The 13,376-nt window shown below is 53.1% G+C and carries 9 protein-coding genes; 7 read left to right on the top strand and 2 right to left on the bottom strand.

The genetic code is table 11. The features are described from left to right. Positions 1-36 precede the first annotated feature (36 nt). The 6 genes from SH528x_RS05505 (at position 37) to SH528x_RS05480 (ending at position 6,758) form a co-directional block, all read left to right on the top strand. Complete coding sequence (locus SH528x_RS05505; protein WP_442509523.1) at positions 37-1,512, top strand: deoxyribodipyrimidine photolyase; 1,476 nt, start codon at positions 37-39, stop codon at positions 1,510-1,512. Between the two features lie 489 nt (positions 1,513-2,001). Further along, positions 2,002-2,442: a 50S ribosomal protein L13 gene (gene rplM, locus SH528x_RS05500; RefSeq protein ID WP_442509522.1), complete on the top strand. Its 441-nt coding sequence runs from the start codon at positions 2,002-2,004 to the stop codon at positions 2,440-2,442. A gap of 106 nt (positions 2,443-2,548) precedes the next feature. Then, the gene (gene rpsI, locus SH528x_RS05495; protein ID WP_442509521.1) at positions 2,549-2,962 is read left to right on the top strand and encodes a 30S ribosomal protein S9; all 414 of its coding nucleotides are present in this window, start codon (positions 2,549-2,551) and stop codon (positions 2,960-2,962) included. Between the two features lie 240 nt (positions 2,963-3,202). Further along, positions 3,203-3,424, top strand: coding sequence for a translation initiation factor IF-1 (gene infA, locus SH528x_RS05490; protein WP_040764994.1), 222 nt, complete (start codon positions 3,203-3,205; stop codon positions 3,422-3,424). Between the two features lie 490 nt (positions 3,425-3,914). After that, positions 3,915-5,633 (top strand): hypothetical protein, encoded by a 1,719-nt coding sequence (locus tag SH528x_RS05485; RefSeq protein ID WP_442509520.1) that lies wholly within the window; start codon positions 3,915-3,917, stop codon positions 5,631-5,633. Positions 5,634-5,849: 216 nt separating this feature from the next. Next, the gene (locus SH528x_RS05480; RefSeq protein WP_442509519.1) at positions 5,850-6,758 is read left to right on the top strand and encodes a DUF1571 domain-containing protein; all 909 of its coding nucleotides are present in this window, start codon (positions 5,850-5,852) and stop codon (positions 6,756-6,758) included. On the opposite strand, the gene SH528x_RS05475 is transcribed toward SH528x_RS05480, so the two are convergent. Then, positions 6,755-9,469 (bottom strand): response regulator, encoded by a 2,715-nt coding sequence (locus tag SH528x_RS05475; RefSeq protein WP_442509518.1) that lies wholly within the window; start codon positions 9,467-9,469, stop codon positions 6,755-6,757. The two genes, SH528x_RS05480 and SH528x_RS05475, sit on opposite strands and share 4 nt — an antisense overlap. Before the next feature lie 1,074 nt (positions 9,470-10,543). Here SH528x_RS05475 and SH528x_RS05470 point away from each other — a divergent pair. Next, the gene (locus SH528x_RS05470; RefSeq protein ID WP_442509517.1) at positions 10,544-10,819 is read left to right on the top strand and encodes a hypothetical protein; all 276 of its coding nucleotides are present in this window, start codon (positions 10,544-10,546) and stop codon (positions 10,817-10,819) included. Between the two features lie 194 nt (positions 10,820-11,013). Here the strand turns inward: SH528x_RS05470 and SH528x_RS05465 are convergent, their stop codons facing one another. After that, the gene (locus SH528x_RS05465) at positions 11,014-13,359 is read right to left on the bottom strand and encodes a glycosyl hydrolase family 95 catalytic domain-containing protein (RefSeq protein ID WP_442509516.1); all 2,346 of its coding nucleotides are present in this window, start codon (positions 13,357-13,359) and stop codon (positions 11,014-11,016) included. Positions 13,360-13,376 lie beyond the last annotated feature (17 nt).

Raw genomic sequence — 13,376 nt, 5'->3', positions numbered from 1 at the left:
ACGTCCCGTTTTTTGTCTTCTTGATGTGACCACTGCATGTTGATTCCCGAGATTCGTCACAGCGACGCCAATACTCATTCGCTACGCGAAGACGGCGACTATGTGCTGTATTGGATGATCGCGTTTCGCCGAACCCGATACAACTTTGCACTGCAGCACGCAGTCGATCGGGCAAAGGAATTTGGCAAGCCGCTCGTTGTCTTTGAGCCGCTCCGCACTCGCTATCAATGGGCCAGCGATCGGTTGCATCAGTTCGTCATCCAAGGCATGCGGGACAATGCTGCCGCATTGGCAAAAAAACCGGTGACCTATTACCCGTACGTCGAGCCGAAACCGGGCATCGGAAGTCCGCTTTTGCACACGCTGGCCAAGAAGGCGTGCACCGTTGTCACGGACGAGTATCCGTGTTTCTTTTTGCCAGACATGATCAAGGCGGTAAAAGACCGAATTCCCGCGAGACTCGAATTAGTGGACAGCAACGGGGTGATGCCGCTGCGGATGCCCGATCGCACCTTCACCGTCGCTCATAGTTATCGCCGCTGGATGCAAAAGAACATTCTGGACATGCTGCTGGAAATGCCCAAGCCCGATCCATTATCGAGGGTCACTTTGCCACGACTCGACACGCTGCCTACGGCGATCACAAAACGCTGGCCCCCGGCGGACATCGACGCATTGCTGTCGCCCGATGGACTCGACAAAATTCCGATTGACCATGACGTCAAACCAAGTCAAACGGTTCGCGGGGGTGCCAAAGAAGCCCAGTCCCGGCTGAAGGCGTTCATCAAAAACGATCTCTCTCGCTACAACGACGATCGCAATCACCCTGATGAAAATGCGACGACGGGGCTCAGTCCGCATCTGCACTTTGGGCACATCGCGGCTCACGAAATGGTCGACCGGATCCTGGATCATGAAGATTGGACGCCCGACCAAGCGTCCGAGCCCAATGGAAAAAACAACGGCTTTTGGAACACTAGCGAGTCGGCCGAGGCGTTGTTGGACCAACTGATCACGTGGCGTGAGATGAGTTTCAATCGAACTTTTCGCGATAGCGAGACTTACGACCACTTTGACACGCTGCCCGATTGGGCGGTCAAAACGCTGCGAAAGCACGAGAGTGATCCTCGGGACGAGGTGTATACGCTGGACCAGTTCGAAGCGGCTGAAACCGCCGATCCACTCTGGAACGCGGCGCAGCGTGAATTGGTCCGCACCGGCGTGATGCACAATTACATGCGAATGCTGTGGGGCAAAAAAATCCTGCACTGGACCGAAACGCCGCAGGATGCGCTGCGAATCATGATCGAGTTGAACAATAAATATGGACTCGACGGACGTGACCCCAATTCGTACAGCGGGATCTTTTGGACGCTCGGCCGGTTTGACCGAGCCTGGGGCCCCGAACGCCCGATTTTTGGCAAAGTTCGCTACATGACCAGCGACAGCGCCCGTCGCAAATTGAGAATGGATGACTATTTGGAGCGGTTTGGGCCGAAGCAGGATTCCTAAAGTGTTTGCAATTCCTGGGGATGCTTGTAGTCCCCCGCTTACGCTTCGGGTCAGGATTTTCTTAGGCTAAACGCTCTCTAAACTTTGGCGGTCTTGTTGTCGTAGCGAAAGTCGCCAAGACTTTCGGGGATCGATCCGCAGCGGTCGAAACCAGCGAAGTCAAAATTCTCGAGGAGTTTCGCTACTTGCCAATCTTATGGGGGGGCAATGGTGCGAGAGCGAAGGGTTTTCGCGAATTCCAGCTCTAGAAGATTACTTAAATCCAACTACTTGAGGCTGTCGATTGTTTCCTAGTCAGTATTTTTAGCTGGAAATCATCGCAATTCAGCGGGAATCTAGAACGAAAGGCCTTGTCTGCAACCGCCCAGCCCGATAAATTCCTCGATTCTCGCTATCCACCGGGGCAACCCGTGCGTAGGCGGTCCAACCTCAAAACACCCTTTAGCTCTCGATAATAAAGTCAATCTCGTGGTTGCTCAACGAACATACATGGCCAAGTCTGGCGAAGTTGATAAGCAGTGGCACATCGTCGATGCATCCGACGAAGTTCTTGGTCGGCTGGCCAGCGATATCGCCGTCGTGTTGATGGGAAAACATCGTCCTGAATACACTCCGCACGTCGATTGCGGCGACTTTGTGATCGTCACGAACGCTGAAAAAGTAGCGATGACGGGCCGCAAAATGGACGCTCGCCATTACACTTGGTACACCGGACACCCTGGCCTTCGTTTGGAAAGCTACGGCGATCGTCAACAACGTAAGCCCGAAGACTTGATCTTTCACGCGGTCCGCCGCATGTTGCCAAAGAACAAATTGGCAACACAAATGCTCAAGAAATTGAAGATTTACGCAGGCTCCGAGCACCCTCACACAGCACAACAGCCAGTCGTTCTGCAACGAGTGGGCAAGAAGGCTAAAAGCGAAAACTAAATCTGGCAGAATTTGTTCTGTTAGTTACCCCTATTTGATGCGTGACGGATTTTCCGCACGTGCTGTTAATCCATCTGAAAAAAACTAAAAAACCAGACTGATACTTATGGTCGCTGTAAAAAAGGACAAAATCAACGGTGACGCCCTCGGTACGGGACGTCGTAAAAGCAGTGTAGCTCGCGTGCGAGTTCGTGCTGGAAGCGGCAAGATCGTAGTAAACTCGAAGCCGATCGGCGAGTATTTTGTAAACGCTCAAGACCAGGCCAGCATCACTCAAACGCTTGATGCAGTCGGCCTGAACGAGCAAGTTGATGTTCTCGTCCGTGTCAACGGCGGCGGAATGACCGGTCAAAGCGGTGCAGTTCGAATGGGACTGGCACGTGCCTTGGTTAGCTACGACGAAGCACTCCATGAGCCTCTTCGTGAAGGCAGCTACCTGACCCGCGATTCACGAATGAAAGAGCGTAAGAAACCAGGTCTTCGTGGTGCTCGCCGGGGTGTCCAGTTCAGCAAGCGTTAATCGCTGCTCTTTTTCGAAAGAGAACTGTGGCACAGAATATGCGTTCCCTTCGCATAGGAATCGACCTGCCCGCCAGTTTGGCGGGTTCGTTCTTTTTCAGGTTTCGGTTTATTTAGGGTAGGGATGGTGAACGTTCGCCAGACGTGTTGTTCGGCGAACGATTAGTGTTTCTGTTGAAATCATGCCACTTTATGCTGTTGTAAATCCAGCGAATACATTCACACGAACAGGTTTTGTCTCTTGGCAAAGAAAGAAGAGGCCTTCGAAGTCGAAGGCACCGTAACACAAGCACTCGCCAATACTCGTTTCCGCGTCCAATTAGAGACCGGAAGTGAAGTGATGGCTCACGTTGCAGGTCGAATGCGTAAACACTTCATCCGGATCGTTCCGGGTGACAAGGTGCGAGTTGAGCTTTCACCGTACGATCTGACCAAAGGTCGGATCATCTTCCGAGAACGCTAGCACCTCATCGGCGAACTCCTGCTATCGCTGCCTCTTGGTCGAGGCAACGTCTTTACATCGTGGTACAGCTTGCCCCACTCTCTGCAGAAGGGCAAACGTCTTCTGATCTTATCGCCAGTAGCGACCGGGTCCCACGCATTATCGATGCCTTCCGAACGCGTCCAGCCTAGGAAAACCGCAACTTCAAAACGCACGGATCGCAGCACGAACCCCTTTTTGATGGTGGGTTGTTGCATTCTTCGGCAATGATGAAACTATTGCGGTTCGGTGTGGGTAACTTAGATAGACAATCCGGTTTGGCCCTTTGCGTCAGCCTACATTGTTAATGCGATGACCGGGGCCCACCTACGTGTCGGTCACGCACCGGATCTCACGCAAAGCCGCAACCCTGTACAAACACCCTGTTTTGCCGTTGGCTTGTCCACTGCGTGAAGTCTGGATACATAATTTCTAAAACTCTTGCTTCGATTTCCCTAAGGATGGTTTGAAAATGTCTTTCCGTTGTTCAATTACGGTCAGTCGACTTTTTGCAGTCGTTGCGTTTGCATCTGCGACGCTTTTTGCCAGTTCTAATTCGTTGGTTCATGCCCAAGGCACAGCACCCGCCGCTGACGGTGGAACTGTGGTTACCGATGCGACAGAGCCAGTGGTTGTTGTCACGCTGGGTTCGATCAACAAGTTGATGCAAGACATCAACTACTTGACCGGCGTCGTAGGCCAGCCTCAGTACGGCGGTATCTTTCAAATGATGGCAGGCACCTTTACACAAGGTGTCGACATGAATCAGCCCATTGGCATTATTGTTCCCCTGGTCAATGGAACGCCTGAGCCAATCGCACTGCTGCCTACGGCGGACGTACGGATGGTGCTGAAGCGTTTGGAGGCCCAAACGGGACCTGCGGACGAACTCGACGACGGCACGCTTGTGATCGCTGTAGGAGCGAACACAGTTTATGTTCGCCAAGTCGGCAATTGGGCTGTCATCGCTCGCAACCGTGACTTGCTCAATCTCGCTCCCACCGACCCAGCATCGTTGTTTGAGGGAATGGGAAATGACTATGACATCGCCATTCGTCTAAGAATGCAGTTGGTGCCAACCGAGACTCGCAACATGCTTGTCGCTCAACTTCGCCAAGGATTTGAGCAAGCGATCTCGAAGCAAGATCAGGCAGATGCCGAAGGAACCAAGGCAATGGCCGAAAGTTCGATCAAGCAGATCGAGCAATTGATCCAAGATACCGACGAGCTGAAGATTGGCTGGAACATTGACCAAGCCGGCAAGCAATTGATGTTCGAGGGATCCTTCACAGCAGTTGCCGGTAGCGAACTGGCATCGATGTATGGTGGTCAACAGGCGATTCCATCCCAGTTTGCAACCGTCATTCGTGACGACGCAGCCGCGTATTATCACACCTCAATGTCGATTGGACCTGAAGCGATTGAGCAGGTCAGCGCCAGCCTGGAAAACGCGACCGGAGCGATTCGTGCTGCACTGAATCAGTCGGACGACTTGTCCGACGCCCAACGTGACGACGTCGAAGCACTGGTTCAACGAATCATCGATCTCGCCAGCCGTTCGGTCAAAGAAGGCAAAGCAGACGTCGGAGCCCTGTTGTTGGCCAACCAAAACGATTTTCAATTCGTGTTTGGTGGTTTCGTAGCGGATGGCAACGAAGCGGCTCAAATCGTCAAAGACTTGGCGGCGAAGATTCAAAACGAACCTAACGCTCCAAAGTTTTCGTTTGACGTAAGTAGCTACAAGGGGGTTTCGATGCACTTGGTCGAAGCCGATGTGCCCCAAGGCGAAGACGAGCTTCAGAAGATGTTCGGCCCTAAGTTGCGAGTTCATGTCGGAACAGGAGCCAAGTCAGTGTTCGTCGCCGTTGGTAAAGACAGCGAAACATTGATGAAGCAATTGATCGATTCGGGAGCTAGCGACCAAGGTGCGGTTCGCCCGGTAGGTCAATTCCGAGTCAAATTGCTTCCTATCCTTCAGTACGCTCAATCAATTGAGACCAACGAGGTGATCGCTGCGATGATTGACACGCTGTCGCGTGCCACCGATGGTGGTGATGTGATCGTTGTGCAAAAGTCGATCGCCAACGGCCAAGAGTCGAGAATGATGATCAGCGAAGGATTACTGCAAGCGGTCGGTTCGGCAGTACGTCAAGTTCAACAACAGAAAATGCAGAACCAAGGCAATTTCTAAAACTTGCACGCTACCTTGAAAAATCTACACGTCGGCCTCTCTCGGAGGCCGACGTTTTTATTGTCGCGATCATTGGCGGCATGTGCCCCATACAATGCGTCAAGCAAGGTGCGAGTCGTCTCATTGCGGCGTGTCAAACGCTGCGAAATCAATAATCAGTAAATACTGAACGCCATACCTCATTGACGCTTCTTGCATCCATCGGAGTTTTATTCCATGCGATTTTTCAATAGACACCTACTGCTTGGCGTCTCCGTCTTTGCTGTGGTCGCCACCGTGTTGTTGTTCAATACGTTTAGCAGTTCCGGGCGAGTTAGCTCGGAGCGAGTGTTGCCGACGGATCTCTCGAGCACCGAATCCCGTGGTGTCGACGATGAAGTTGCAGAACCAAAAACACGCGAGTCGTCGCTAGCCGAGGTGCTTCAAATCGCAACCGATGCACGAGCCGCGATTGTTCATTCGCTACACAGCTATACGGCTCGGTTTGTTAAACAGGAAATCGATAGCAGCGGCGTCCTTGGCCAAGAATCCGAGATTCAATTGAAGGTGCAAACACGCTTTCGTGATGGCACCGAAACGGCCGGCAAACGTGTCTATCTGAAATTTGTTGCACCGGAATCGGTCAAAGGTCGCGAAGTGATCTGGGCCGAGGATTTGCATGACGGAAAGCTGCTTGTGCACGAGGCGGGACTGCTTGGCCTCGCTTCGATCCCACCGCTTGACCCTAATGGATTTCTGGCGATGCGAGGACAGCGATACCCGATCTCCGAAATCGGCATCGTGCGACTGGTGGAAAAGTTGATCGAGCGTGGACACCAAGATCTGAATAACCCCGACATCCAAGTCACCATCACCCGTGATTTCAAGCTTGACGATGTTTCGGCTGAGTTGATCCAGGTCAAACGAGCAAAGCCGTCGGGCAAAGAAGACGATTTTTCGCTGGCGGAAATCGTGATGGACCCAACCCGTCATTTGATTCTTCGCTATCGAAGTTTTGGTTGGCCTGAGTCTGCGGATGACGTCGCTCCGCTGCAAGAGTCGTACACGTACCACGATGTGCAAACCAACGTTGAGCTAACGGAGTTGGACTTCGACCCTAAAAATCCAGCGTACGGTTACCCTTAACTCTTCGAAGCGGCCGGTTTCGCCAAAAATTTCGAGAGCATTTGCTGAAGCGTCTGAAACTCGATCGGCTTGCTTAGGTACTCGTCCATCCCAGCCTGCAAGCATCGTTCACGGTCGCCTTTAAGAGCATTGGCAGTCAAGGCAATGATCGGTAATCGCTGTGATTTGCCTGAATTGGCTTCGCGGCGGCGTACTTCTCGACTCGCGGTAAAACCGTCCATCTCGGGCATTTGACAGTCCATCAGAACGAGATCGTATTGGTGCTCGTTAATCAATGAGAGTGCTTCATCTCCATTTTTCGCGACGTCGTAGGTGCAACCAATGTGCTTGAGTAGTTCGCAGACATAGAGTTGATTGATGCTGTTATCTTCGGCGACCAGGACATGCCCGTTGAACGATGGCGTTTGCGTGTTGGATGGGTCGTTCGGCGTTGCATTTTCAGGTTGGTCCGAAGCTGCTCTCTTCATCCCTGACGCTAACGCATCAAACAGAACGCTGGGGCGGACAGGGTCAAGCAACACGTCCTGTACGCCTGCGTGTTTTAGCTTTTCAAGCGTTGCGTCGTCAAAATTGGCTCCCATTGCGATGATCGGCAATTGGCACTGCTGAACAAACTCATTGAACGTATCGAATTGGACGCCCTCATAGCCTTGGCAATCCACTAGCACCTGCGAAAAGGGATTGCCATTGCTCTTTGCGTTGTTGATTGCACGCATTGCTGCGGCAAACGTGTCGACGAGTTCAAATGGACATCCCCACGCTCGCAAGCTGTCGTAAATCTGCTTTCGCTCGTTTTCGCTATTATCGATCGATACGACACAAATCCCGGCAAGAACTCGTCGCCGTGATTCGACCAGCGACTCCTGCTTTGCAAGCTCGAGTTCAACTTCGACCCAAAAGGTCGAGCCCACTCCGGCTTGGCTTTCGACGCCGACCTCTCCGTGCATCGATTCCGCTAATTGTTTGCAGATAGACAGCCCTAGTCCGGTGCCACCGAATTCACGAGACGCAGAGGGGTCTACCTGCGAAAACGGCTTGAACAATCGGTCTCGGCGTTCGGCAAGGATGCCAATGCCAGTGTCGACGACCGAGAAACGAAGTCGTGCCCGACCTAGCTTTCGCTCGACAGACTCGATACGCAAAATGACCTGTCCCGACTTGGTGAATTTCACTGCGTTGCCGACAAGGTTCACAAGGATTTGCTGCAGGCGATTTCCATCGCAGTGAACTTTCACGCAGGCTTGCGGATCAATATGGCAAAGCAGCGGGAACCCTTTTTGCTGAGCTCGCAGGGAAAACATTTCCGTGACCGAATACGCTAGCGATTCAATGTCATGCTCTTGGATGTCCAGCTCGAGTTTGCCAGCTTCGATTTTTGACAGATCAAGAATGTCATTGATTTGCTTCAGCAGTGACTCACCGCAAGTCCGCGCGGCGTCGACAAATTTTCGCTGTTGCTTTGTCAGTTCGGTCTGCGTCAAAAGCTCGTTCATACCCAGGATGCCATTGAGCGGCGTGCGCAGTTCGTGGCTCATCGACGCCAGGAAATCGCTCTTGGCTTGGTTCGCCGATTCGGCGGCATCACGTGCCTGAACGGCGTGGTCGATGGTGTGCAACGACTCTTTTAGATTTTTCTGACTGCGTCGTAGTGATTCGCTGGCACGTTGTTTCGAGCGGAATACGCGGCTGGAAAAAAGGGTAACCGTCAACAAGATGGCCGTTGCCATCAGGAAAACCATTCGCAAATGGAAGAAGATGTCAGCGTATTCTTCGTTGGAGATCTCCGACGCGATAACAAGAAATTTTTCTTCAGCAATGACTGTGTCGTTGTCCGAGTCGGTAGCGACACTTTTCCTGAGGCCAAGCTTTCGCCAAGTCAACGTACCGGTTGAAATGCGGGTCTGTCCCTCTTGATTCGTCTGGATCTGTGCCCAAAGATCGGGTTCGGTTGTATCAAGCGGTTGCAACTTCCGCTCAGGAAACAGAAACCCCCACTCCAATTCTGGTCGCGACGCCTTTAGCCAGTAACCATCGGCATTGATAATGCGAAGCCTGTGTCGCATTTCGGGTCGGATTTTCTCGAGGTCCGAGAGAGCGTTAGCGCCAAGATAGTTGATCACGTAGACGCCATGCCGCTCTCCTGCGGCGTCGAAGACTGGCATCGCAAATCGCAATACTTCCCGATGCGGATTTTCGATCTGGCCGTATTCAACATTAAGGTCGAATGCCGATAGATAGAGCTGCCCTTTCGAGAGCGTCTTTGCTCTTTGAAAATACAATCGATCTGATTTGTCTTGCAGTTGGGTTTTGTTGACGACGCTGCCTGGCTGGTTGACTCGCATCACCTCATGGCCCTCTTCGTCCAGATAACGTATCTGGTCATACTCGGGCTTCAGCCGGCTGAAGACGACGGCTTGCTGGATAACTCGATCCAGATCGGCGGGACGACCAGTGGTCGCGTAATCAATCAAACTGCCATCATTGGCAAGCTGACGCAAATTATCGGCAACCGGATGCAAGCTGGATTGAATGATTTGAGCAAACGTGTCGACGCGGCTACGTTCTTCACTTAGCAGTGTCTTTTCAAGGTGTCCCGCCTCACGCAAATAAAACATCGCACTGCCGATCAAAACGACACTGCCGATTAGCAAGTAGGACAGCACCGAATCAAAGCGACTGTAATGTCGAGGACGGTTCGAATTTCTATGCATAAAATACTCCTGTTCCTGTCCCGATCCATTCCATTTCGGCCGCCCGTATAAATCTCCACGTGCGTGGGTGTACTGTCGAATTCGACTCGGGTGGGTCGCTTTGCATTGATTTGATGTCAAGCAAACTAGCTGATTGCTTTTGCCACATTTTTCTAGCGTCCTCTATAGCCGCAACATCCCCACAGGTCGCAGTGACCGCATGGAGCGTAGTAACGTCATAAATTTGTTTGCAACTCGGAAACGGTGGACGCGAATGGGCATTACGACCGTGCCGTGGGATAGCGTCAACGGCGCGGTAATTCAGTTGCTGCATCGGTGTCATTGCGTTCAGCTGGTCACATTTTACCGCAGCATTTCTACGGAGAGACAAAGGAGGGCGGTGGAGTGGGCGGGGCTTCGCTGGTGCTCGCCGTTTGCAGCATCGTTTTAAATTATCGGCTACGGGATCCTAGCATAGGATCGTCCTAAGGATTGAACAACTTCAACTCCAAAGCGAGGGGAGGTCGATGGCAATCGCTACAACCAGAAAACTCGCCGATTGCAGTCATTCTCAGCGAACGAGTTTGAGCGGGAGTACCACGAAGCCTCGCCTCGTCTGCATCGAATGATTCAGCTCCAATAGTCACCATGCCCCGAGGTCGTTTGCATAAGTCATTTTGTCACAACGAGTTGCATCCGCTACAGGATAGGCGTTGCGTCGAGTCTGCAACCTTCCCCTACTCAGTGCAGGTGGCGACAAGAGCCTAGAGCAGGGGTTCTCATTTACGAAGCGAAAGACCTCAGATGCGTTGGGATTGTCGGCATTTTCTGTCGAGGCGTTTTTTCGAGAGAGTGATTAAATGGCCTCTTTTGATGTATTTTATTCCTATTAAATAGGGAAGAACCCACATTTTCCTCGGTTTCCGTTTCCAGAAACCGGATTTGACCTAGGGTTGCAGAAGTGAATCATTCTTCGATATCCCCACAGAACTTGAGGGTCAAATGCGAGTTGCCATTCTTTTTGCTTTTACCTTTTTTGTTTCAGCGCTGACATTTTTCGCTATCGCGAGCAGCACCGAAGAATCGCCAGCGAAGATGTCACCCCTATTCGTAACGCAGTCGTCGGCGGCCGCTGACCAAGAATTGCTCACGGAGTTTATCGCGACGCTTGATCCTGAAGTGATGAAAGCGTGTGCCGCTCGGCATGACAGCGGCGGAGAGGTCGACCTGGATTATCTTTCCACTTGTGGCGATTTTGAATTGTACGCCCGCTACATGGACATTTCGAAATACCAAGCGGTTATAAAATTCGAGCACGTCATGCTGCACTCGTCCTCGCGACTGGAATTTGAAGAGCGACTAGCCCGCTAATGCTGGTCAGTGCCTGAGACACATCTCTCGTAGCGAAAGTCGCGAAGACTTTCGTCCACTCTCGCCCCCGCCCAAAACTCTTGGCGAGTTTCGCTACGAAAAGAACTTCCCAATGTCGTTGATCGCTCTGCGATCACAACGCTCGATCGCTGCCAATTATGTGGGAAGCTTGTCCCACCTGTCGCAAATGCACCCTAATCTTCTTCAGAGACGTGATCGACATTGGTGTCGAATAATCCGAAGCGATGTTCACTTCCATGACGAGGGACGGAGGTAACGTTGGCTTCGGGTTGCTGTTGACCTTGGGGCCAAAACAGCACGTGACCCTCCTTGGGCAAATCGACCTGATAGACGCCCGATTCCAGTACTTCGACCTTCACGCCTGCGGAACCAACCCACTGGGCACCCGCCAATTGCGGTTGCACCTCGACGCTGCCTCCGGCTTCTGCGGAGACATGCAACCACTGGGTTGCGCCCTGTTCGCGCCGAGCACTGACCAGATACGCTCCCTCGCCTCGGAGCCTGTGGAATTGAACGTCGCTCCATTGCTGCGGGACCGCGGGAAAGACACGCAGACGCCCTCCCCAGCTTTGCAGCAGCATCTCCTGGATCGTGGTCGCACCGTGCAGTGGAGTTTCAATCACGGGCAAACCACCCGCTTCGGAGTAAAACGTGTTTGTGTGCAGAAAGGATTTCAGACCACCAAGAAACTCCAGTGCTCGATCTCCGTCACCGAGAACCGCGGCCAAGCACGCGCCGCCGGTTAACGAATAACCTGCCATCGACCCACCAAAGCTATGCCAATGATCTAGGCTGGTTTCAATTAGCTCGCGGTCCGCCGGCGTTTCGGGCGTCAGCGTGCGCAGGGGGTAGATGGCGAGCAAATGGGAAAAGTGACGATGTCGGCCAGTTAACGCGACGTTCCGTCCAATCATTCGTCCCGTGTCATTGACATGGGTCGGCACTAGCTTGGTCTGGATTTCTTGCCACTTAGTGATCAAGGGTTCTTCCGTTTCGGTAACCCCCATCTCTGCGGCCAGCGAAAGCAATCGAGCATTACCCCAGCGAAGCAGGTCCAAGTCATACGTGCAGTCGGCGGCCTTCCGGTATTCGGGACTGTAGGTTTCCGGTAAATGCAAATAGCCATCCGCCTCTTCGGTCAAAAAGTGGCGATAATAGTTCACTGCACGCACGAGCAGCGGATAAAGCACCCGGTCGCGTAGCGAGGTGTCTTGCCAATATCGATATTCCAAATCGACATTGTGTAACGCCCACAGCAAATTGGCACACTCTCTCCCGATATTTGCGTCCATGGGAGGACGTCCGGTGCCGGGTTGGCCCGCATGACCGAGCAAATCCCAACCTGAACTACTGCGCCCCAGTGCGTAGGAGTCAGCCTGATAGGCCTCGGCGACGTTTCGAGCCAAGTTGTCTCGGCACAGATCCAAACGGTGGCTCAATGCCGAACCCATCCCACGTCGGTTGGCTCCTGCGAATCCACTGTGCGCAAGTTGGGCGTTCAAATTCCACCACGTCGCGTTCCAGGCTGTTGGTTGCAGCCAGGGACCTTGGTTGTCCAGGATCCAGCCTTTATCCCGCGTGGCGCTAGCCAGCTTGTACTGCTGGATCCAGTAGAACGCGTCCCAAAAACGATCGCCGGTCGACACAAAGCTTTGGCGGTAATAGCGGTGCCACCAATCACGATGTCGCGTGATCCAATCGGTCGGGTCCGCAGCGGCAGCCGTCCGCACCGCCGACACCGCTTGCGACGAAGCATCACGCTCGGGGTAGCTGTGCTTGACGCTTAACCAAAGAGTTTGTTGATGCCCCGATTCGACGGTCAACCAAGCCACTGCGGTCTGGCCACCCGCGTGCAGGTTGTGCACCGCCACCTGCACTCCGTCGGCAAACTTGGTGACGACCGGTGGTGGGTTCGCGGGATTGCGTGGCGTTTTGGCACGAATCGCGCGAGGATTAGTGGCTTGCTCCGGTACATAGGAAAATCTCGCCCCATCCAGTTCGCCCTCGCTGCTAAGCTCAAATCGCATGACCGGCTCGGTGGCGTGAACCATGGTCGTCCAGCGAGCGGCGCCGGCCTCAGAGCGGATTGTGCCGCTCGCTTCCGCATCCCATAGCGAAAGTTTGGATTTGCTTTGGCCCAAAGCTTTGGGAAAGATCACTCGTAGATGACCAATAAAGTGCCTGCCGCGATTGAGCACCGGGGCGTTCTTTTCGGCTAAGTCGTCCTGGTCCAGGGGCCGATGATCATGAGCAGCCGAGTCGCCCACGTCCCAGCGAAGCGTTTTCGCGTCGATCTGGTACATCATCGTGCCCTGTTCGCCGTTGCCAAGAAACGGTGCCTCTTTCCATGTTTGTGGCAATCGGTTCCAAGTAAGGTCATGATCGGCCAGCATCTCCGACCAATTGACTGCATCGGTTATGGTGTCGGCCCCGATGACTTCACCGTCGTTGCTTGCGGTTAACCAAAAGAGAGCCGCGGTGGCGACAACCCAACGTGGACAGCTTGACGTCAGCAACATGGGGCAGAGCACTTTCA

Source organism: Novipirellula methanifontis, from assembly GCF_052161655.1.
Lineage (GTDB): Bacteria > Planctomycetota > Planctomycetia > Pirellulales > Pirellulaceae > Novipirellula.
This window is presented reverse-complemented; position numbering and strand designations above follow the sequence as displayed.